23 protein-coding genes and 1 pseudogene are annotated in these 20,081 nt (G+C 55.6%); 10 read left to right on the forward strand and 14 right to left on the reverse strand.

Going from position 1 to position 20,081, the window contains the following annotated elements; translation table 11 throughout:
• Positions 1-217: 217 nt before the first annotated feature.
• The gene (locus tag ENN68_07440) at positions 218-505 is read right to left on the reverse strand and encodes a hypothetical protein (protein ID HDS45905.1); all 288 of its coding nucleotides are present in this window, start codon (positions 503-505) and stop codon (positions 218-220) included.
• A 113-nt stretch (positions 506-618) separates the two neighbouring features.
• Between ENN68_07440 and ENN68_07445 the strand changes: the two genes are divergently transcribed.
• Positions 619-1,224 carry a Kae1-associated kinase Bud32 gene (locus tag ENN68_07445; GenBank protein ID HDS45906.1) on the forward strand — a complete coding sequence of 202 codons (606 nt, stop codon included), beginning with the start codon at positions 619-621 and terminating at the stop codon, positions 1,222-1,224.
• Between the two features lie 64 nt (positions 1,225-1,288).
• Here ENN68_07445 and ENN68_07450 read toward each other — a convergent pair whose 3' ends face one another.
• The gene (locus ENN68_07450) at positions 1,289-2,263 is read right to left on the reverse strand and encodes a tyrosine--tRNA ligase (protein HDS45907.1); all 975 of its coding nucleotides are present in this window, start codon (positions 2,261-2,263) and stop codon (positions 1,289-1,291) included.
• Between the two features lie 118 nt (positions 2,264-2,381).
• Positions 2,382-3,452, reverse strand: a complete 1,071-nt coding sequence (locus ENN68_07455) for a glycosyltransferase family 1 protein (protein ID HDS45908.1) — start codon at positions 3,450-3,452, stop codon at positions 2,382-2,384.
• Between the two features lie 106 nt (positions 3,453-3,558).
• Here ENN68_07455 and ENN68_07460 point away from each other — a divergent pair, with 106 nt between their 5' ends.
• The 4 genes from ENN68_07460 (at position 3,559) to hdrB (ending at position 7,622) form a co-directional block, all read left to right on the forward strand.
• The gene (locus ENN68_07460; protein HDS45909.1) at positions 3,559-5,373 is read left to right on the forward strand and encodes a phospholipid carrier-dependent glycosyltransferase; all 1,815 of its coding nucleotides are present in this window, start codon (positions 3,559-3,561) and stop codon (positions 5,371-5,373) included.
• Between the two features lie 195 nt (positions 5,374-5,568).
• Positions 5,569-6,063, forward strand: coding sequence for a metallophosphoesterase (locus tag ENN68_07465; protein HDS45910.1), 495 nt, complete (start codon positions 5,569-5,571; stop codon positions 6,061-6,063).
• Between the two features lie 120 nt (positions 6,064-6,183).
• A complete protein-coding gene (gene hdrC / locus ENN68_07470) occupies positions 6,184-6,732 on the forward strand; it encodes a CoB--CoM heterodisulfide reductase subunit C (GenBank protein ID HDS45911.1) in 549 nt (182 codons plus the stop codon).
• Positions 6,729-7,622, forward strand: coding sequence for a CoB--CoM heterodisulfide reductase subunit B (hdrB, locus tag ENN68_07475; GenBank protein ID HDS45912.1), 894 nt, complete (start codon positions 6,729-6,731; stop codon positions 7,620-7,622). The genes hdrC and hdrB overlap by 4 nt, the downstream gene beginning before the upstream one ends.
• A gap of 161 nt (positions 7,623-7,783) precedes the next feature.
• Here hdrB and ENN68_07480 read toward each other — a convergent pair whose 3' ends face one another.
• From ENN68_07480 to tuf, 3 genes are all read right to left on the reverse strand, one after another.
• The gene (locus ENN68_07480) at positions 7,784-8,008 is read right to left on the reverse strand and encodes a hypothetical protein (GenBank protein HDS45913.1); all 225 of its coding nucleotides are present in this window, start codon (positions 8,006-8,008) and stop codon (positions 7,784-7,786) included.
• A 92-nt stretch (positions 8,009-8,100) separates the two neighbouring features.
• Entirely contained in the window at positions 8,101-8,412 is a 312-nt protein-coding gene (locus tag ENN68_07485; GenBank protein ID HDS45914.1) for a 30S ribosomal protein S10, read from the reverse strand.
• Positions 8,413-8,476: 64 nt separating this feature from the next.
• A complete protein-coding gene (gene tuf, locus ENN68_07490) occupies positions 8,477-9,742 on the reverse strand; it encodes a translation elongation factor EF-1 subunit alpha (GenBank protein ID HDS45915.1) in 1,266 nt (421 codons plus the stop codon).
• 141 nt (positions 9,743-9,883) lie between these two features.
• On the opposite strand from tuf, the gene ENN68_07495 reads away from it, so the two are divergent.
• Entirely contained in the window at positions 9,884-10,786 is a 903-nt protein-coding gene (locus ENN68_07495; GenBank protein HDS45916.1) for a DUF89 family protein, read from the forward strand.
• Positions 10,787-10,862: 76 nt separating this feature from the next.
• The gene (locus ENN68_07500; GenBank protein HDS45917.1) at positions 10,863-12,179 is read left to right on the forward strand and encodes a DUF1015 family protein; all 1,317 of its coding nucleotides are present in this window, start codon (positions 10,863-10,865) and stop codon (positions 12,177-12,179) included.
• A gap of 21 nt (positions 12,180-12,200) precedes the next feature.
• Here the strand turns inward: ENN68_07500 and yjjX are convergent, their stop codons facing one another.
• Positions 12,201-12,743 carry an inosine/xanthosine triphosphatase gene (gene yjjX / locus ENN68_07505; protein HDS45918.1) on the reverse strand — a complete coding sequence of 181 codons (543 nt, stop codon included), beginning with the start codon at positions 12,741-12,743 and terminating at the stop codon, positions 12,201-12,203.
• Between the two features lie 15 nt (positions 12,744-12,758).
• Here yjjX and ENN68_07510 point away from each other — a divergent pair, with 15 nt between their 5' ends.
• The gene (locus tag ENN68_07510) at positions 12,759-14,051 is read left to right on the forward strand and encodes an MFS transporter (GenBank protein HDS45919.1); all 1,293 of its coding nucleotides are present in this window, start codon (positions 12,759-12,761) and stop codon (positions 14,049-14,051) included.
• A gap of 17 nt (positions 14,052-14,068) precedes the next feature.
• Here ENN68_07510 and ENN68_07515 read toward each other — a convergent pair whose 3' ends face one another.
• A complete protein-coding gene (locus ENN68_07515) occupies positions 14,069-14,830 on the reverse strand; it encodes a diphthine synthase (protein ID HDS45920.1) in 762 nt (253 codons plus the stop codon).
• Positions 14,831-14,947: 117 nt separating this feature from the next.
• Here ENN68_07515 and ENN68_07520 point away from each other — a divergent pair, with 117 nt between their 5' ends.
• Entirely contained in the window at positions 14,948-16,636 is a 1,689-nt protein-coding gene (locus ENN68_07520; GenBank protein ID HDS45921.1) for an arginine--tRNA ligase, read from the forward strand.
• A gap of 29 nt (positions 16,637-16,665) precedes the next feature.
• Here the strand turns inward: ENN68_07520 and ENN68_07525 are convergent, their stop codons facing one another.
• The 6 genes and pseudogenes from ENN68_07525 to ENN68_07550 form a co-directional block, all read right to left on the reverse strand.
• Positions 16,666-17,493, reverse strand: coding sequence for a hypothetical protein (locus tag ENN68_07525; GenBank protein HDS45922.1), 828 nt, complete (start codon positions 17,491-17,493; stop codon positions 16,666-16,668).
• A gap of 60 nt (positions 17,494-17,553) precedes the next feature.
• Complete coding sequence (locus ENN68_07530; GenBank protein HDS45923.1) at positions 17,554-17,790, reverse strand: hypothetical protein; 237 nt, start codon at positions 17,788-17,790, stop codon at positions 17,554-17,556.
• 1 nt (position 17,791) lies between these two features.
• Positions 17,792-18,120 (reverse strand): annotated as a pseudogene (locus tag ENN68_07535) (cupin domain-containing protein).
• A gap of 320 nt (positions 18,121-18,440) precedes the next feature.
• A complete protein-coding gene (locus ENN68_07540) occupies positions 18,441-18,779 on the reverse strand; it encodes a hypothetical protein (GenBank protein HDS45924.1) in 339 nt (112 codons plus the stop codon).
• 33 nt (positions 18,780-18,812) lie between these two features.
• Positions 18,813-19,145: a hypothetical protein gene (locus ENN68_07545; protein ID HDS45925.1), complete on the reverse strand. Its 333-nt coding sequence runs from the start codon at positions 19,143-19,145 to the stop codon at positions 18,813-18,815.
• Between the two features lie 368 nt (positions 19,146-19,513).
• A complete protein-coding gene (locus tag ENN68_07550; GenBank protein HDS45926.1) occupies positions 19,514-19,666 on the reverse strand; it encodes a DUF2080 family transposase-associated protein in 153 nt (50 codons plus the stop codon).
• Positions 19,667-19,866: 200 nt separating this feature from the next.
• On the opposite strand from ENN68_07550, the gene ENN68_07555 reads away from it, so the two are divergent.
• Positions 19,867-20,067: a histone family protein gene (locus tag ENN68_07555; protein ID HDS45927.1), complete on the forward strand. Its 201-nt coding sequence runs from the start codon at positions 19,867-19,869 to the stop codon at positions 20,065-20,067.
• Positions 20,068-20,081 lie beyond the last annotated feature (14 nt).

Here is a 20,081-nt window from a genome sequence, read left to right on the forward strand (position 1 = left end):
GAGGATGTGCTCCTGAAGAGCCGGATGAGGGAAAACTTCACGTCCGGTTCTGTGAGGGGGCTCATAGTCACCTCGGAGCCAGTACTCCAACAAGAGGTAGGCTATGAGCTCTACTCGACAGAAAAAAAAAAAGAGATGGGTGAATGGGCGTTCAATCGAGTTCTTTCTGCGTTCCACCAACCAGCCAGCCAGCCAGCCACCAGAGCAGCTGGCTACGCTACATCTCGGGCGTTATCAGCTCGGTCTTCACGAAACCCTCGTACGCCTCAGGACTCATGCCCTCGCCGCATTTCGGGCACCAGTAGGCTCCCGATTTACCTATATAATCACCCCGGCTGTCCTTCGTTTGGAACGAGAATCCTAAACCCTTCTTGCCACACTTCTCACAAAAACCCATCTTCTCCGTCGCGATCATCTCAAATTGGCCGAGTTTCTTCCGGTACTCTAGCGTCTCACCAGGTGTCTGCTTCCAATCAGGCGGAAATTTACCCTGTTCTGTTGCCATTTTACCTGCACCTCACCTCCTAGGTTGGCTCACGGAGCATATAAAAGGATCGCATTAGTTTAGTGCCTAACCTTTTTCTGCACGCAAGAGCTCACTCAAGCATGGTCTCCCTGATGCACGCAGACGAGCCTGAAGAGCGGTATCAGTGCGCAGAAGCGATCGTTGAGATCGCGGGCGATCTCGTGTATAAACGCCGCATTGAGAAACGGTACCGGGTGCCGAACCTGGATGAACGGCTGCGGCGGGAGCGGACGAAGAGCGAAGCAAAGCTCATCTCAGAGGCGCGACGGAACGGTGTGCCCACACCCATTGTCTTTGACGTCAACGACTATACCCTGGTCATGGAGCGCATACCCGGTACGCTGGCCAGGGACCTGATCACGGAGCAGATCAGTGAGCGCATCGGCGAGCACGTCGGAACACTGCACAGAAGCAGCATCATTCACGGCGATCTCACCACATCCAATATCATTGTGGAGCAGTCCTCCGGCCGCATTTACCTCATCGATTTCGGTCTGGCCTTCTTCGATGCGAGCACCGAAGCACGCGGTGTTGACGTTCACGTCTTCTTCCAGAGTCTTAAAGGCACGCACGAAGCCTACGAGCGTTTGCGAGCGGCGTTCATTAACGGCTACACACGCACCGCGCCACAAGCTGCGCAGGTGCTCAACCGCGTAGCGGAGATCGAGCGTCGAGGTCGCTACGTGGAGCGATCATGAGGCTCATACACCGTCGTTAACAAGCGCCATGGGCCGTGAGTGAGCACGGTAAGAGTTCCGACTCCTACTGCATTCGCTGCCTGATCGGTTCCAGCACCTCGTTGAGCGATCGCACCGCATTTAGCTTCAAATCAGACGGATGGAGCATTCCAGCGACATAATCGCGTTCCAGCGCCTCGTAACGCTCGTAGCCGACGTTGCCACCGTATTTCTCCGGTCGCTGGATCGTCACCTCGTCTTTCCGGTCCGGATTCGGGAAGATCGTATGCTTATATATCTGCAGCACCGGATTGCCATCCGCAACATTCGGCGGGCAGAACGCGCTCTTCAGCTTCTGCGCCACGCTCTCATCCGGCTCGTCGATCGCGATGAAATTCTGCTTGGATGAGGACATCTTCTCGCCGTCGAGCCCGATCAAGAGGGGCGTATGGATACAGACCGGTGCTTTGAAGCCCAGTTTCGGGAGATTGTCTCGCGCGAGCATGTGGATCTTCCGCTGGTCGATCCCGCCGATCGCAATGTCAATATTGAGATAGGAGATATCCATCGCTTGCATCAGCGGGTAGATCGTTTGCGAGACCTTACGGTCCTCCTTGCTCCGCGAGACCTCGTCCATGCTCCGTCGCGCGCGCTTCTCCGTCGTGATCGTGGCCAGCCGCAAGACATTGAGCATGTACTCCTCTTCCAGCTGATAATCGCGGCCATACACGAATTCCGTCTCCGCAGTCAAGCCCGAGGCGGCGAAACAGCGTCTATTGTACTCCGCCGTCGCGCGGATCTGCTCGAATTCGCCCTTCTCGTTCAGATACGCGTGGAGATCGGCGAGCAGAACGACGATGTGAACCCCGTTCCGCTGCAGTATGCGCAGGGTGTTCAAGAACGGCAGATGCCCGAGGTGCACGTTGCCACTCGGCTCAATACCTACGTATGCACGCGGCTGCCGCTCTGATTTACCCGCCAGAAGCGCTTCAAACTCCTCGCGAGTGATGATCTCCTCCACGTTCAGCTCCAGGCTCCGCAGGGTGTCGCGCTCTTCCATGCTGCTGCTTTCCTACCCGTCTTCCCTCTTACGCTTATAATCCGCGAGATAAAAAATGCACCCGTATTCTCTTACCCTTTGGACCGGGCTTGACAGCCGCAGCGTACGTAGTGCAAAACTAATGCGAGTGCTGTGCGGCCCTATAGACCGCAAGCGTTTGCGTGGCTATCTGGTCCCAGGTGTAATCACGTTCCACCAGGTGCCGCGATTCCTCGCCCATACGCTCCCTATCGGCACTTAATATCTCGCCGATCGCCGCTCGTATCTCCGGCACCGAGGTACCGCAGAGGAGCCCGTTCTTCCTCACAAAATACTTGTTATCGCCTACGTCGCTTGCGATCACCGGGAGACCGGAAGCCATGGCTTCGAGGAGCGCGATTGGCTGCGCTTCCAGCTTCGAGGGCAATAAGAACACATCTATCCCGCGATAGAAGGCGGGCGCATCCTCAACATAGCCCAGAACCTCGATGCGGTCGTCTTCCAGCCGTTTCACTTTGCTGTACAGCGGGCCACTGCCGGCGATTTTAAGCCGGACATGCTCGTGCTCCAGCGTCTTCACCGCCTTTATCAGATTGATCACGTTCTTCTCAGGCGAGAGACGGCCGAGATAACCTAAACAGAGCCCCCGACCACCGCGAGCAGCGGCTCGGTCATCCGGGTCTGCGGGATAAAAGCGATGGATATCTACGCCGTTGGGGATGACTACCAGTTCGGTACCGGTGCCCGTGCCGCTGAAGTTGTAGACGAAGCAGTTCTGGCGGATGTAGTCCGCGATCTCAGCACTCACCGAGATGAATTTCTTTGAGTGCCCGAAATAGAGCGTGACGAGCATCGAGATGATCGCCCGGGCTACCTCACCACTGAGGCTGTTGCCGGCCTGAATATGAAAGGTATTCACCACGTTGACGTCAGAACAGATGGTGGAGAAGGGCAGGAAATATTCCGAGAAGGTCGCGGCATGATGAATATGCAGAATATCGCAGTCCGCAACCTCGCGCTTGATCTTCCGGAGCGCGAAGTCGAACCCATAGGAAATCCCGCCGGTCGAATTGCCCAGCATCCGGGAGCCGAGTGAGAACTGGTCGATTCGCTTCACTTCGTGCCCTTGCTTCTCGAATTCGCGCGTGAGCGCTTCCACGTGCGTCTTGATGCCCCCACTGACCGTGCGATGATAGAATGCTATTCTCATGCTCGAACGTGTGCGGATAGAGCTTATTTATACGCTGTAAGGCTATAGTTCTTTCCGTCTATAAATAAGCCTATAAAGGAAGGCCACCACTAATGTTCTTTGTGATATGCCCCTGCAGAAGCTAGCGGGATTCGAGCCGCGGGAAGGTGCAGTTATCCTCGCACTCATGATCATCTTCCTCAGCGGCGCGCTCGTCAACATGGGCGCGCTGGCGATTCCCGCCGCATCTGTATGGCCGGCAAATGCCGAGGCGGTCTTTGATCTGGGCGAAGTCCAGGAGGTCAAAGAGCTCTATGTCTTTCTGAACGATGCACAGCGGACACAGTTTACGGTGTATCACGGCGCACCGCCCGATGAGTGGCGAACGCTCGCCGTCTTCGACCGGGATCCTGCGAACCACGTCCATTTCAGCTCCTGGGAGCGGCTGTCACTGCCCGCTACGAGCACCCGGTACCTGAAAATCGTCTTCACGGCGGCCTCGACTGGTGAGGTCGGCGAGATTCTGGTGATTTCAGCGGCGAATGAGATCGTGCCGGTCGCGGTTACCGGAGACAGCGGCACAGAACGATTGGCCGACGAGCACGAGCTCATTACGCTTCCGATCACGCAGAAATACGGGGCGTACTTCGACGAGATGTACTTCGTCCGTACCGCGGAAGAGCACCTCAACCTTGAGGAGCCCTATGAATGGACGCACCCGCCACTGGGGAAGCTCATCATCGCCGCAGGTATAGCGAGCTTCGGCATGAGCCCTTTCGGCTGGCGGATCCTGGGCGTCATTGCTGCCACAGCGATGATCCCGCTCATCTTCGTCTTCGGTAAACGGCTCTTCAAAAGCGCTCTAGCCGGCTTCTTCGCCGCCTTCCTCCTCACCTTCGATTTCCTCCACTTCACACTGGCGCGCCTGGCCATTGGAGAGATTTACCTCCTGCTCTTCTCCATCTTGATGTTCTATTTCGCCTTCGATTATTTCGAGAAGCGTGCGAATGCGCTCGTGACGACCGCGGAAGCGCAAAACAGCCGCGCAGCGCACTCACTCTTCCTAGCCTTACTCTGCTTCGGGCTCTGCTTCGCTGTGAAGTGGATCGCGATCTTCGGTTTGGTGGCCGTGCTCATCCTGCTGCTCATCAACAATCGGAGATTGAACCAGCCGCTACTGCGTGACGCGCGGGTCGTTCTGGCAGGGCTCTGCGCAGCCGTGGCAATTTATATCGCGGCCTATATCCCCTATATGCTCTCCGGCGAGGGCCACGGGCTCATCGATCTCCATCATTTACCGGTCTACCTCGGTTACCTCTCAGAATACCTTACTCAAGGCACGATCACCGTTCTCCCGACGGATTCCTTGACCTTCTTCGATCTCCAGCTGCGCATGTTCGGCTATCACGCGGGCATAGAGGCGACACACCCGTATTCCTCACCCTGGTGGTCCTGGCCTCTGCTGCTCAAGCCGCTCTGGCTCTATGCAAACTGGTTTGACGGCATGGTCTCGACCATAGTTCTGATGGGCAATCCTGTACTCTGGTGGGGCAGTATTCCCGCGCTCACGGCGCTGGGCATCATCCTCATACGAACCGTACTCAAACGGAGAGCAGATGAGCGGACCTTTCCGCTCCTCTTCATCCTCATCCCCTTCCTCATCCAGTGGCTCGGCTTCATCTTCATCTCGCGCATCCTGTTCATCTACCATTTCACGGCGAATCTGCCCTTTCTGGTCTTTGCCGTTACCTACTGGCTCCAGCTGCCATTCGCGCGTGAATGGCAGACGAAGAGAGCGAAGCGCATCGCACTCTGCCTCGTCGTCCTCTTTCTCGTGCTCACTGTTGTTCTCTTCTTCCTCTTCTATCCCGTCATCTCGGGATACCCGGTCTCCTACGAGTACAAGGAGAGCTTACGCTGGCTCGATGGCTGGGTATTTTAAGCAGCAGCAGCAACGCGCGGTGACCGGGGGCAGGATCGCTTAGTGAGTACCACGTACCCGTCATCACCCCCTGCTCGCTTTTAAAGCCCGGCGTGGATATATTCATTCATTCTATCACCAAACGAAAGGAAAGGAGCGAGCGAGCGCTGCTGGGCTGAGCACGCCTCTGGCATGGCAGTGTAAGCGCAGAGAGCAATGAAGGTGGGTGTTATCTCAGATACACATGACAATCTCGCGGCGATCTCCACGGCGGTGGAGGTGTTCAACCGCGAGGGTATCGATCTCCTGGTTCACGCGGGCGATTTTGTCTCCCCCTTTACGGCAAAGCCGTTTCAGCAGCTGAAGGCTCAGTTCGTGGGGATATTCGGCAATAATGACGGTGATAAGCTGCTGTTAGAGCGATATTACCGGGAGAACGGCGTGGGTGCGCTGCATGAGGATCCCTACGAGTTCGAACTCGGATCCTGGAGGATTATGGTGACGCATAAACCAGAAATCGTGAAGCCGCTGGCCGCCTCCGGCCTCTATTCCCTCGTTATTTACGGGCATACGCATCAGGCGGTCATCGACGCGCCGGTTGGTCGGACCTGGATAATCAATCCCGGGGAGTGCTGTGGCTATCTCTCGGGTCGGAAGACGGTGGCACTGCTGGATCTCGAGCGCGGTACGGCACGGCTGCTGATGCTTTAAATGCAACAACAACGTTGTTGTATAATCGCGCAAAACCGCAACATTTTTAAGGGGCCAGTTAAGAGAATCGAGTACACCAAGAAAAGGTAGACTAAACAGAGCTAGGAGGAACACTCAGAAATGGCAACTTTGAAGGAAGAAATAATGGAATGGGGCGGCGGCGTTTTCGGCGAGGAGCACATGGAGTCGCTGCTGAGCTGTGTGCAATGCGGCAAGTGTACCGGCGGCTGCCCCTCAGGGCGGATCACCGCGCTCCGGACTCGAAAGCTTTTCCGGATGGCGCAGGAGGACATGCGTGATGAGCTCTTTAATGCGCCTGAGCTGTGGTTCTGCACCACCTGCTACACCTGCTATGAGCGATGTCCCAAGGGCGTGAAGTGTACCGATATCATTCGGACGATCCGCAACCTGGCAGCGAAGGCCGGGCATATGTCCGTGCCGCACCGGATGATCGGCGTTTATGCGTTGAAGACCGGCCATGGTGTGCCCATCGGGCCTGACCAGATGAAGATACGGGAGTCGCTCGGTCTTGACTCGCAGCCACCAACGACGCAGAAACACAAGGAGCAACTGGAGCAGATCCAGATCATCTGCAAAGAGACGAAGTTCGATGAGCTGATCGACTTTGACTGGGATAAGATGGCCTTGAAGGAGGAAGAGAAAAAATGAGCGAAGAAGGACCGAAAGAGTATGCCTATTTCCTCGGCTGTATCACCCCTAACCGGTATCCGGGGATAGAGGCGGCGACGAAGAAGATCTTCAAAGAATTCGGGATCGAGACGAAGGAGATGCTCGGCGCGTCCTGCTGTCCCGCACCGGGTGTCTTCGGGTCATTCGACATGTACACCTGGCTCCCCATCGCGGCACGCAACCTCGCGATCGCGGAGGAGATGGGGCTTGAGATCTACGTGACCTGCAACGGCTGCTACGGCTCGCTCCAGGAGGCAGACCATTTACTCAAAGGGAATCCGAAGTTGAGGGCAAAGGTCAATGAGATCCTGGGCAAAGCCGGCAGGGAGTTCAAGGGCACCACGGAGGTGCATCATTCCATCTCGGTGCTGCACGATCGGATCGGCCTGGACGCGCTCAAGGAGAAGGTGACGAAGCCGATGACGGATGTGAATGTGGCCATCCACTACGGCTGCCATTTCCTCAAGCCGAGCGAGGTGCGCGGTCATGGCTCGTCCGAGACGCCGTACATCCTTGAAGATATCGTGAAGGCGATCGGAGCGAAAGAGGCGGTATACAAGGACAAGTTGATGTGCTGTGGCGCGGGCGGTGGTGTGCGAACCGCGGATACCCCAACGGCCCTGGAGTGGACACGCCAGAAGTTGGTGAACATGATCGAGGTGGGTGCGGACTGCGTGATCCATCCCTGTGCGTTCTGTCACCTGCAGCTCGACCGCGGGCAATATGAGATCAACAAGGCGTTCGGTACCAATTTCAATATGCCGGTCCTGTTTGCCTTGCAGCTCGTCGGGCTCGCCATGGGCATGAGTGTAAAAGAACTCGGCCTGGATCAGCAGACGACCACCATGTCAGAGAAACTGCTCAAGTGAGCACCTAACTGACAAAATAAGCAAATAAGTAAGTATCTAAACGCAAATAAAGGAAGAAAGAAGGATTAAACCCCTCCTTCTCTCCTCTTTTTAATTTTCGGTTGTTGGTTAAAGCCGGTAGCTGGCGGGCTAGCTACTCGTGAGCCGCCGGTTACTGAGGATCACCAGAGCTTGGTCTTTGCGGCCAGTACCGCCTTGAACTGACCCTTCGTCTGCCGCGCGGCGCGAAGGTCTTTCTCCTTCTCGGTGATCTTATTGATCAACTCAACCTTCTGCGCATCGTCCGTGGCAGCCTGGAACTCGTTCGCTAAATCGCCAATCTCCTTGATCAGTGCTGCAATTTCAGCATCCTTTTTCGCTATTTCCTCATCAGGTACCAAACCCATTCAAATCACCTCGTTCTTTCAGTATCTCGGTAATGGTATAGGATACCGGTCCGGGGGTATTTATAGTTTTCTATATTTCGCGGCCGGTACCCTCATCCCTTCAGCACAATCTCTATGTGCACGTCTTTGGGAATAGGTATGCGCATCAGTTGCCGTAGCGCCCGTTCGTCCGCTTCAAGGTCGATCAAGCGCTTATGGATGCGCATCTCCCAGTGGTCCCAGGTTGGTGAGCCTTCACCGTCCGGGCTCTTCCTGCAGGGCACGACGAGTTTCTTGGTGGGGAGCGGAATGGGCCCGGACATCCGGACGCCCGTCGTCTCGACTATCCGCTTCACCTGCAGACAGATTTCGTCCAGTTTCTTGTGATCTATGCTCGAGAGCTTTATCCGTGCTTTTTGGTTCATCTTCTTCCCGCTCTATTCCTTCTGATGACGCGCTTTGAGTGACGAGTGCCGTCGGGGGGCTATTTCATTTCTCCTTGATATCTATGACCATGCCTGCGGCTACGGTCTGCCCCATGTCCCGGATCGCGAACCGGCCGAGCTGCGGGATCTCCTTCACCTTCTCGATCACCAGTGGTCGTGTTGGCTTTACCTTGACGACTGCCGCATCGCCCGTCTTGATAAAGTCGGGATGCTCTTCCTTTGTGGCACCGGTTCGCGGATCTAACTTCTTGCTGATCTCCGTGATGGTGCAGGCAATTTGCGCGGTGTGGCAATGGAAGACGGGTGTATACCCAATGGTAATCGCCGTGGGATGCTGCAGCACAATGAGCTGTGCGGTGAACTCGTCGGCAATGGTCGGCGGTGAGTCAGTGTGGCCACAGACATCGCCCCTCCGGATATCTGTTCGGCCGACGCCACGGACGTTCCAGCCGATATTATCACCAGGAAGCGCTTCGGCTATCTCCTCATGATGCATCTCAATGGACTTCACCTCGCCGGTCTTCGCTGCCGGGTTGAAGATCACCTTATCACCTTTCTTGATCTTACCGGTTTCAACACGACCCACCGGCACCGTGCCCGCACCCGTAATGGTGTACACGTCCTGCACGGGTATGCGCAGCGGAAGATTGATCGGCTTCTCCGGTACCTTCATGAGATCCAGTGTCTGCACGAGCGTCGGCCCGTCGAACCAGGGCATCTTATCGCTCTTCTTCATGATATTCTGGCCCTCAAACGCCGATACCGGGATGAAGATTACGCTCTCTTCCTTGTAGCCCACCATCTTCAGCAGAGTCATCACCTCTTTCTTCAGCTCCTCGTAGTGCCCCTGCTCGTAGTTCACCCGGTCCATCTTATTGATCGCGATAATGAGCTGCGAGACGCCCAGCGTGCGTGCCAGGAAGACATGCTCCTTCGTCTGCGCCATGATCCCGTCCTTCGCATCCACCACCAGGACAGCCGCATCCGCCTGAGACGTGCCGGTGATCATGTTCTTGACGAAGTCCCGGTGACCCGGGCAATCGACGATGGTATAATAAAACTTTTCAGTATCAAATCTCTGATGAGCGACGTCAATGGTAATCCCTCGCTCTCGTTCATCCTTCAAACTATCCATCACCCAAGCAAACTCGAATGAGCCTTTCCCGATCGCATCTGCTTTCTTCCTGTACTCGTCGATCACGTGTGGGTCGATCACCCCCGCGTCCATAAGCAGCCGTCCCAGCAGCGTTGACTTGCCGTGGTCAATGTGGCCGATTATCGCCAAATTCATATGCTCTTTCTCTGCCATCTTTTCTTCCCTCCTTTTCTTCTATCCTATGCTTCCACGAGCCTATAAACTTTAGCTCTACATCCTATATAATTCTATCACTTTTTAACCTACCCCGGGACGCATCATCCCCTCTCCGGGTGCTCTGACCGCTGCGGTGCCATGAAGATCAAACCTGAATGTCTCGCCTGTCTGGTGGATCGCGCGCACTTTGAATGTGATCGGCTCTTCAGGGACGAGCGCGAGAAATTCGGCGCGCTCGGAGAGGTCATCAGGTTCCTCAGCACCCATCTGGAGACGGACGAGCTGCACTCACCCCCGTTTTATGGCACCGAGCGCGAACGGATATTACAGCGGCGGAGTGGCATTCGTGATCCCCATGCGGAGGCGAAACGACTGAATAACGCCCTTGCACGCAGTCTACTGCCCGCGGCAGAGCGCTTCTTCGAGGCTGCGACTGACAGGCTCGAGGCCCTGATCAGGATCGCGGCTGCGGCGAACTCGATGGAGTACGGGGTGAAAGGGTATGAGTACAGCGAAGCGCGTTTTGCGCAGATCTTCGATCGCACGCTCCACGAGCCGCTCGTGTGGAATCGTCCGGCAATTTTCACAGCGATCCGGGCGCATGAGCGGATACTATACCTGACGGATAATGCGGGCGAGATCGTTTTTGACGCCTTTGTGGTGCGGAAGCTGGCGAACCTGGGCAAGGTGATCGTGCTCTCGCCGAAGAGCGCGCCCGTCCTGAACGATGCGACGGTCGAGGATCTCAAGGAAGCAGGGATCGCGGGCTCAGAGAACGGGATCAGGATCGTGCCGAGTGGTGCGTACATCGGGCTCTCACTGGAGGAAGCGACGGAGGCGTTCCTGGACGTGTTCCGAGACGAGCGGTATCTGGTGATGGCGAAGGGCATGGGTAACTATGAGGCGATCTCGGAGTTTGAGACGCGAGCGGATCTCAGACTGAAGGGGCGACTGCTCTACATCCTGCGGGCCAAATGTGAGCCGGTAGCGCGGAGCCTGGGCGTCAACCGGGGCGATTTGGTCGCGCGTCTGATCGCGTAACCTGCCGTACTGCAGGTGACAGGTACGGATCGAACGAACAGTGAAGAGCTACTTATGGATCGGTGCGAAAATAGAAGTGGAACGAACGATGGTGGAAATCATACCTTTCACGGCGACGATCTTGAATCCCGAGCTGGAGAACAGGACAGAACTGGTATGCCCGGTATACGATACTATTGATGCGCAGCAGTACGAGCGCTACGCGGCGAGGGAGAACAACGTTATTCACTTTACCACCCGACGAGACGGTCTTGCAGAAGACGAGTTCATCGCGTCCGCGACGCGGAGCCTGGCGCGTTTTTTCCGTGAAGGGCTCTTAACGGTGCGTGCACGACCGTCTTTTTACCTCTACGGGGTGCGCTATACCGTTCCCGAGGGCATTGCAGCCCAGCTCCCGGCCGGGAAGCGAACTGAGGTATATGTATGCTTTGGCCTCGTCGCACTCGTGAAGGTGGGGCAGCGCAACGAGCCTGCGATCGTGGGACACGAGCGCACGTTTGAGGCGAAGACGCAGGAACGCGTCCATCTGATGCGGGCCTGCGGTATGAACTTCTCACCGATCGTCGCGGAATACTCGATGCCCGGGCATGAACTCAATCGACTCTTTGAGACCTATCTCGGCGTTCTCAGGCCGGATCTGAAGTTACGCGAGCAGCGGAAGCCACTGGTGGACGTCGAGGTGAACGGTGCTCACCATCTGCTCTGGGAGATTGCTGATGACTCGCTCATCGAGCGGATTCAGGAGCTCATGCGCGACAAGGAACTCATGATCCTCGACGGGCATCATCGCTACACGGCTGCGTGTCAGCTGAGCCAGGATCTGGCGGAAGGGACGGCGTATACGCTCATGACGCTCGTTGAGGGCGGTGATCGTGCGCTGCTGCTCTTGCCGTGGCATCGCTGCGTGCGAGCATGTCATATGGCTGAGCTCAGGCAGCGAATAGAAGCGTATTTCGCGGTAGAACCACTGGACCGGGATGCAGGGGAGGCCGCGCTCTATAAGCAACTCCATGAGTCTGGCGGAGGACTCGATGTCCGGTTCCTCATGTATGACGGCGACCGTTTTTATCTGTTACGCGCCGATGAGCAGCGCGTGCGGCAGCTGGCGAACGAGCGCGGCGAACGCGTGGGTCTGGACGTTATCAGCCTGCATGAGTGGCTGATCGGCCCAACGCTGATCGGCAAACCGGAGGATCTCGTGTTTACCGCGAGCCCGCGCGAGGCGGTGGATAACGTGAATAAGGGCGGCTTCCAGGTTGCTTTTATACTCAAGCCGCTTCAGATCGCTGAGGTGGAATACAAGGCGCACAGTGAGCGTAAACCGTTCCCGCAAAAGTCCACGCTCTTCCTGCCAAAGGTCGCGGAGGGCGTGGTGATGTGGCGATGGAAATGAGTACGTGTCCGGTGCAAATCGTTACCGGAAGTACAAGTCCGGATTCAAAAAAGGGATCAACGCAACGGTTAGCCCAGCCACGTAATACGCTTTCCGGCTCAGTACGCCCCGGGTGAAGAAGCCCACCGCGCCCTGTTTCTGTTTCGTGTTCTCCGCACCGGTCATCCGATCCATCACGTCCCCCAGTTCGAGACCTGTTCGTTTTACGAGTTCAGCACTGACGGCGTTCGGCAGCTCAAAGAACGGTGTGGTACCGTATCCTCTCCGTCCACAAGCGTCAATCAGGCACACGGCGCCAAAGGCGAACCAGCGCTGCCTGAGCTTCTTGATGCCACCTTCAATGCCCACAAAGAACTGCGCATGCAGGTTCAGCGCGTCGTTCAGTTCTCTCAAACGGTCCGCACGATGCTCAGCACCTTCGAACGTCTCGTCCTCGACCGGTTGAGCGGAGACGCCACTACTTACCTCGAGTGCAATGACTTCGACCGCGTCGAAGAACAATCCAAACGCCTCCTTTGTCGCATCCACCTTTACGGGATTCCGAGAGCCGACCAAAACGTTCATGGTCTGTGGTTGGTTATGCTTATCGCCTCGATGCGATCGATGGTGCGCACCAGCGAACAGTTAAATAGCGCGGGAAAAAGTTATAACTACATACACATGCGTGCTGATCTCCCTCACCGATCTACCACTATTGTCCTCATTGCGGCGCTCTGTGTCTTCAGCACGCAGTTCGGTGTTACGGTGATCGCACCGCTGCTCGGCGTATGGGTAGCGGCCTCGGCGGCGCCGTTTCTCGTTGCTGCAGTGATCTTCTCAGCGTTCACCATGGTGAGCACACCGCTCAATATCCCTGGCGGTATGCTCTCGGATCGCTGGGGGAGGAAGCCGTTGATTGTTGCGGGGCTCTCGCTCTACGCGCTCGCGTCGGCACTCTTCCCGTTCTCCACAGACCCCTACGATTGGATCTTTGTTCGCGCGATTCAGGGCGCAGGTGCAGGCTTGTTCTTCCCGGCAATCACCGCGTTACTGTCCGAGGTGACGAGTTCTGAGGAACGCGGGCGGGCGGTGGGCGTCTACAACATTGGTCTGGGGCTCGGGCTGGCGGTCGGTCCAGCATCGGGCGGCATCCTCTTTGATAACTATGGCCTCTACACGCCGTTCTTCGTCTGCGTTGTTTTCGCGCTCATCAGCGTTGTTCTCGTGGTTCTTTTTGTTGAGGAGCCCGGAGAGCGGGTGATTAGACGCGGCAGAGAGCTCGCATTACGCGAGTATGAACGTCGATTGCTGCTGCTTGCCGGTCTGGTTATTTTCTTCGGGATCGGTGTGGCCGCGATAATGGGCGCGCTCTTCTCGCCCTATGCCCTCGCGCTCGAGCATCTCAAGCTCTCAGCGGGCTTTATTGGCATTATTCTTTCGATCATGTTCCTGGTGTTCGCGGTTTTGCAGCTCGGCCTGACGAGGTTGATGCAGCGGCTGGGTGCGCTCGTGCTCGCGCTGGCGGGCTTGATCCTCTGTTCCGGTGGTCTGCTGATCCTCTATCAGGCAACCAGCGTGCTCGAACTCGTGCTTATGAGCGTCCTTCTCGGGACGGGCCTGGGCGCGGTCTCGCTGGGTACCTTGACGCTGGCCACGACCGTAGCAGGAACGGTTGAGGGCGACCAGGAACGTCGGGGGAAGGTGATGGGCATCTATTACACGGTATTTTATGCGGGCCTGGGCGGCATACCGCTCCTTTGCGGCGCGCTTTCCGAGCTCGTCGGTGCGCGTGTGCTCTTCCTGGGGTACGCGGCGCTGCTGCTCGTGGTTACGGGCGTGGCGTGGCGGCTGGGGATGGGCACGGGGACTTCACACGTGCGTGAACCCGCGTGATTCGCGCATGCCCGAGCTCAGGTATCCTCAGGCGCCTGTGCGATCTTTATCAGCGCCTCCCGCTCCATGAAATGGAGTTCACCGGGTACCACGAGCACATGCGGAAGCGCACCGAACTCGTAGCGCTTCAAGGCCGCGGGGTAATCCGCCTTCACAACCGGGTCTGCAGAGCCTGCACGCGCGATACCGACGCATACTGAGGTCTTCAGCAGTGTTCCACCTCGCGTGTCCTCAACGGTCTCCAGCAGCGCCAGCGCATCGGCTATGCGCATCGTCAGGTCGAGATAGAGCAGGGTATGCAACCCGCGCTCCTTATTGGCCTGAATCGTGTTGTACGGCACTTCCGATACGATGCCTTTATAGGGCGGCGTGACCGTTGCGGATTTCCCGAATTTATAGTTCTGGAGCCCGCAGAGCCCCGCAACCGCGGAGGCGATGGACGGCGCGTGGATCACCTGCGTCGCGATGCCCGCGTCGATCGCACGCAGTCGCAGATCCACGTGCGTGGTCGCAATCATGGCATCACCGCCGCTGAGCAAGACCACGTCACGATCTCGCGCGAGCGTCAAGATCCGCTCATCCGCGTGCTCTTCAAGGTCGCTCCGCTCCAGCAGGACGATGGGTTTATTGTACAGCGCTTCCAGCTTCGCAATCGTTTTGCCGCCCAGCGGCGAGGTATAAAACTCGGCGAAGACGCTATCTGCCGCTCGTATCGCATCCAGGCCCTTCAGGGTGATGTCCCGCTCATCGTAGAGGCCGAGGCCGACGAAGGTGAGCATACTGACCTGTAGCGCGTCTGAGCAGAAAAGGGTTCGAAGCACGGCGCAGCGCCCTAACCGCCGTTCTAACCGGCTCAAAGCTTTAAAACCGACCGGCCTCTACTACTACCACAGGTCATGTTCCTCCAGTTCAAAGAAGAAGCGAGTAACCTGCTCAAGGCGGCATTAGAAGCAGCGTCGTATGACCGTGGCGAGCTTACGGTGGATCTTGAGGAGAGCGAGCATGCCGATCTCGCATCACGAATTGCGTTTTCACTGGCGCGGTCGTACAGGAAGCCGCCCGCAGTCATCGCCGCGGAGATCGTTGCGCACGCCACTATCCCGCCGTCTTCGCTCATTAGGGAGGTCGTGGCCGTCGGACCGTATATCAACTGCTTCGTGAACGAGTCGTTCCTGGCTGCGACGTTACAGTACGTGGAGACGGGCACAGTTCCTCCGGACAAGAACGAGCGGATCATCCTCGAGCATACCTCGGCGAACCCCGACGGGCCCCTGCATATCGGCCATCTCAGAAATGCGGTCATCGGCGACACGCTGGTGCGTGTGCTGCGTCGCGCGGGCTATGAGGTGGAGCCGCAGTACTATCTGAACGATATGGGGCGGCAGATCGCGGTCGTCGTCTGGGGCGCTGAACGGATGCGATATGACGAGACGAAGAAGGTCGACCATGCCGTTGCTGACGTTTATATCGCGGCGAACCGGATGCTGGCGGAGCAGAGCGAGTACCAGGAAGAGGTGGGCGCGCTCATGCGGCGTTACGAGGCGGGCGACGAGACGGTCATGCGCAACTATGATGCCGCGGTGCAGAAATGCCTTGCGGGCATTCAAGACTCGTTCTCGCGATTGAACATCCAGCCCGTGACGTACAAATACGAGAGCGAATTTGCGCGAAGTGGCGCGGTACGAGCGGTGATCGAGGAGTTGAAGCAGAAAGGGGAGATCAAACGCGAAGGTGAGGCGGTCTTGCTCCAGCTGGCGGGCATTGAAAAAGCGCTGGTGATACAGCGATCGGACGGGACCTCGTTGTACACCACCCGGGATCTGGCCTACCACCGCTGGAAGGGCGAGCACGGTGACCGGGTGATCGATGTCTTTGGCAAGGACCATGAGCTGGTCTCGCAGCAGTTGCGTAAGGCGCTGGAGCTTCTGGGCGTGAAGGCGCCGGAGTTCGTCATCTTCGCGTTCGTCTCGCTTCCATCAGGCTCGCTCTCCACACGTGCGGGGCGCTACATAGCAGCCGACGATCTCATGGAGCAGATCGAGGAACGGTCCTTCGAAGCGGTCGCGAAACGGCGGACCGATCTGAGTGATCAGCGTAAACGCGAGATCGCACGCATGGTGGGTATCGGTGCTTTGCGGTACGATATCGTGAAGGTATCGCCTGATAAACACATCGTCTTCGATCTCGACGAGGCGCTGGACATCGAGAAGAAGGGCGCACCGTTCATTCAGTACGCGCACACCCGCGCATGCAGCATCTTGCGTGCTGCGGAGGAACAAAACTATGCGGTACCCGAGCACTACAACGGTGCGGTCCTGCAGGAGCCGAGTGAGATCGCGTTGATCAAGAAGCTGGCGAAGTTCGATTATGTGGTCGAAGCGGCCGCCACTGATTTGAAGGTGCATCAGGTTGCCAAATACGCACGTGAGCTCGCGGAGCTGTTCAACCTGTTCTATAAGGATTGTCCGGTACTTACCGCAGTAGACGAACTACGGAACGCGCGATTGGTCCTCGTGGACTGCGCACGGATCGTGCTACGGGACGTGCTGGACGTGTTGGGTATAGAAGCACCGGCTGAGATGTGACCGCGCACACACCGGTGAAAACCCTGGTTTTACTCCCGATACTTCCCGATCCGGTACTCAGCCTTGTATGGGTCACTGACCGTGTTATTCCTGTAATCGACCGAGAGTGTGATGGCCCAGTAACCATCCCGTCCCTCATCGAGCAGGATATGTATCGAGTTCGTCTTGTGCAGGCCCGTTGCGACCAAAAAGTTACTATCATACCGGCCCCAGTAGGGGTCGATGATAGCCCAATTCGAGAGTGAGCGCCAATCACCGCCCGTGTAGATCATGCCATACGTGTGCACGTCAGACGAGCCCCATGCGATCGTCTTCGGGCCCAGATATTTGTAGGCCAGGCGGCACAGATCACGGGTGTAATGGACACAGACCGCGTCATCGTTCTTCGGTGGTTCGAGGCTCGTGTACTGTTTTATCCAGGTCGTCGTACGATTGAGATCCTGCGGGTACACAACTTCGTCGAGGATCATGGTCGCGTTTTTACGCTTATCGCTCGTGTAATTGGTCATGTTCCAGACCGAGATGTTCACGGTGACCTCGTATTGGTAATTCAGCGGGATGCGGGCGGCGAAATAGTCGAAGTCCCGTTTATCACAGCGCAGGTCCGCGTTCAAATCCCAGGGGACATATCGGGTATAGCGATCGTTGAAGTGGGATTTCAAGATGAGCAGGTCGATCTGGTTGATATACCCGTCATTGTTGAAGTCAAGATCAGTGATGGCGATAACCGGCTTCTGCTGCGGCTCATCCTGCGACTGCGGCTGCGCTTCAACGATCCCGCACCCGCAGATAGCCGCACAGAGGAGGAGCAGGATCGTAATACCTGTCACCTGGTACCGTAAAAGATCACTGCACATGCCAGCTTGACCTCCTCATCAAACGTCGTCTCAATCCCATGCCACAGGTTTACAATGCGCCTATTTTTCCTTTTTCAACTTCTCATAAAGTTCATCTCCGACACACTCGCGCGCATATTTGCACCACTGAACGCAGGACTCTATATCGTTGTAAACGGTAAACCCACAATTATCACAAATTATTTGCATCTCGTCAGAAAATAGCTCTACCTCTTCGCCGCAGTTTGGGCACTTCTTTAGTATGATTGTGGGGCTTCTTATATGTGCTGCACCCGGGCATTTATCAAATAGTGCCATATCAGGACCGTATCATTGTCAGGATCATCTTGAATCTCTTTATTGCATGTAATGCATGTGGCTCATTGGCGGGCATTATAACCATCTCTCACCCCCATTCACGCGAAGAGCTCTGCCTGAGATAGTAATCTCAGCTTCGCCTTCGATAAGATATACCATGGCGTCAAACGGCGTTGTATGCTCACTCAATCCTTGCCCGTGATCAAACGCGAAAAAAGTCACGGTACCTGTCTTCTTATCAAGTATCGTCCGGCTCACTATTGATCCTTCTTGATAATCCGCTAGATCGGATAACCGTATAGTTTTCGACACGAATCTTTCCACGGGCATATCTTCTTTTTCCGCTCCACCGCTAATTCCTCTTCCTCAGGTTGCAGCTAGTGTAGAGATTAAATCCCGGGTTTAAATCATTTTACCGGTTATTGGTGGAGCATGTCTTACTTCCCCCCGAGCCACACGCTTTTAGCCGCGAAACTGCCGCCTTCCGCGCGCTCATCCTGTTCACTCACTGCAGTATCTCCGAATCTAAAACCATAGTAGGAAAACCCAAGCTGAACATCTGCTTTTCTGAGAAGAAAACGGTGAGGTGGATCTACTGCCACGGAACCCCGGATGTTTCAACGGCCTAGCACCTGATAGCTCACGGTTACCTATACGGTGGCCCTCGCTGATTTTCTCTTAGCTCTTGCAACTCGTTCGTTGCTCATCTCATAGAGCTCTATGATAAATGCCTTGAAGCTCAGTTCTTCCTTAAATAGCGTTGTCCACAACAATTGGAGCATCTGCTCATAAACAAAGTAAAAGAACCTTATTTTCATCTCTTTTGACTCCGATTTGATACGAGCTTCGTCTTGAACTCTAAATCCCGTCTCAATTCTCCATCGCCCTTTGTACGGAGGAATGATATAGTCCAGATCGATCTCTTCCTGGTTTGTGGCAAATGCCCAATCGTAAGTCTTGCCGTTTGTGGGATCTATGATCTTCTTCAATAGCGCCAATATGGTCGTGCCACGAATCACCGTTTAATCTTTTATCAGCTCGAACTCATAATGTATCTTCTTTCGCTCGGTATCCGCCATCTCGGCAAGTTCTGTCTTTACTTTTTCGTTCTTTGGAACGAGGATCATGTAGGGATACTCAGTATTTGTGAGAGTAAGCATAAGATCTTTGCTATAAAATCCCCTATCGAAGAGGATGAGTTTGATTGAACTAACCAGGGTTTGAACGAGAGAGAGACAAAAACAGACCGCCTTGGCCATATCGTGCCCTAAATGAATGGGTATCGAGATCAAAGGTATCTTTTGAGGGATATCAGAACTCACCACTGCTACGGTGAGGAACTTGAACTTTCCCATCACGGCATCTTTTCCAGTCCGCCCTTGAATCCAAAATCCCTGTACTTCTCCATAAAAATCCTCATCGGTATAGTCAACTGCAAGAACAACATCCTGCTCATCAAGTTTGAACCTTTGTCCTATGATTTTAACTGTTTTTAGGTATTCTCAGTAGAAATTCGAAGATGGAACAGCCTTTATGGCCAGATGAATGGAATCTGCTGTTGATCCCACTGTTTCGAGCTAGGTATTTGCCATTGCGGCTTTCAATAAATCCCGGTTGTACTCGAAACCAGAAAGATACGGCCCCTTTGGCTTTAGATCGAGACAGTGATTAACGAAGGTATCGAGGGTCGTTATCGTCCGAAATATCCTATCTCGATTTGGCGTCATACGATCACTAGGTAGACGGTACGACCAAGGTATTCCTTGGGACAATCGACCTTGGCGCTGTTCCCGAATTTCGTCACCTTCCGTATGAAGAACCCCTGAATCCCCTCGAGCTCAAGATGGCTCTGCGCTTGGATCGGAACCCTTTTCATAGGATATCCGTATGATATCCTAATATAAAAACCTTACTCGCGGTGAACGCTCACTACTCGTCACTGCACTTTGCAGGGAGGGAACACACCAGAAGATAATAGCAGCCGACGGTACCAACCACTAGCTCATCCTTTCGGAGATACTGTACTGACCGAAAAGCTTTTATATACACGCTTATTACCCGATCATGGTGATAAAAATGGCTGTATTATCAAAAGCACCTGTTACTAAGATCATTCGTAACGCAGGAGCCGAACGAGTGAGCGAAGATGCCACGGAAAAGCTGGCGCAGCTGCTTGAGTCCTACGGCGCCAAGGTCGCGAAGAAAGCGGTAAGCCTCGCGAAACACGCTGGCCGGAAGACGGTGAAGGCAGAGGACATCCTGAGCGCACTAGAGTAAGCTAAACGCGAAAC

Source organism: Methanomicrobia archaeon (assembly GCA_011049045.1).
Lineage (GTDB): Archaea > Halobacteriota > Syntropharchaeia > Alkanophagales > Methanospirareceae > JACGMN01.

Bases quoted from the DNA above. Each gene is read 5' to 3' on its own strand.
- ENN68_07440 (HDS45905.1), bottom strand. From the start codon at position 505: ATGGCAACAGAACAGGGTAAATTTCCGCCTGATTGGAAGCAGACACCT.
- ENN68_07445 (HDS45906.1), top strand. From the start codon at position 619: ATGCACGCAGACGAGCCTGAAGAGCGGTATCAGTGCGCAGAAGCGATC.
- ENN68_07450 (HDS45907.1), bottom strand. From the start codon at position 2,263: ATGGAAGAGCGCGACACCCTGCGGAGCCTGGAGCTGAACGTGGAGGAG.
- ENN68_07455 (HDS45908.1), bottom strand. From the start codon at position 3,452: ATGAGAATAGCATTCTATCATCGCACGGTCAGTGGGGGCATCAAGACG.
- ENN68_07460 (HDS45909.1), top strand. From the start codon at position 3,559: ATGCCCCTGCAGAAGCTAGCGGGATTCGAGCCGCGGGAAGGTGCAGTT.
- ENN68_07465 (HDS45910.1), top strand. From the start codon at position 5,569: ATGAAGGTGGGTGTTATCTCAGATACACATGACAATCTCGCGGCGATC.
- hdrC (HDS45911.1), top strand. From the start codon at position 6,184: ATGGCAACTTTGAAGGAAGAAATAATGGAATGGGGCGGCGGCGTTTTC.
- hdrB (HDS45912.1), top strand. From the start codon at position 6,729: ATGAGCGAAGAAGGACCGAAAGAGTATGCCTATTTCCTCGGCTGTATC.
- ENN68_07480 (HDS45913.1), bottom strand. From the start codon at position 8,008: ATGGGTTTGGTACCTGATGAGGAAATAGCGAAAAAGGATGCTGAAATT.
- ENN68_07485 (HDS45914.1), bottom strand. From the start codon at position 8,412: ATGAACCAAAAAGCACGGATAAAGCTCTCGAGCATAGATCACAAGAAA.
- tuf (HDS45915.1), bottom strand. From the start codon at position 9,742: ATGGCAGAGAAAGAGCATATGAATTTGGCGATAATCGGCCACATTGAC.
- ENN68_07495 (HDS45916.1), top strand. From the start codon at position 9,884: ATGAAGATCAAACCTGAATGTCTCGCCTGTCTGGTGGATCGCGCGCAC.
- yjjX (HDS45918.1), bottom strand. From the start codon at position 12,743: ATGAACGTTTTGGTCGGCTCTCGGAATCCCGTAAAGGTGGATGCGACA.
- ENN68_07510 (HDS45919.1), top strand. From the start codon at position 12,759: ATGCTTATCGCCTCGATGCGATCGATGGTGCGCACCAGCGAACAGTTA.
- ENN68_07515 (HDS45920.1), bottom strand. From the start codon at position 14,830: ATGCTCACCTTCGTCGGCCTCGGCCTCTACGATGAGCGGGACATCACC.
- ENN68_07520 (HDS45921.1), top strand. From the start codon at position 14,948: ATGTTCCTCCAGTTCAAAGAAGAAGCGAGTAACCTGCTCAAGGCGGCA.
- ENN68_07525 (HDS45922.1), bottom strand. From the start codon at position 17,493: ATGTGCAGTGATCTTTTACGGTACCAGGTGACAGGTATTACGATCCTG.
- ENN68_07530 (HDS45923.1), bottom strand. From the start codon at position 17,790: ATGGCACTATTTGATAAATGCCCGGGTGCAGCACATATAAGAAGCCCC.
- ENN68_07545 (HDS45925.1), bottom strand. From the start codon at position 19,145: ATGGGAAAGTTCAAGTTCCTCACCGTAGCAGTGGTGAGTTCTGATATC.
- ENN68_07550 (HDS45926.1), bottom strand. From the start codon at position 19,666: ATGAAAAGGGTTCCGATCCAAGCGCAGAGCCATCTTGAGCTCGAGGGG.
- ENN68_07555 (HDS45927.1), top strand. From the start codon at position 19,867: ATGGCTGTATTATCAAAAGCACCTGTTACTAAGATCATTCGTAACGCA.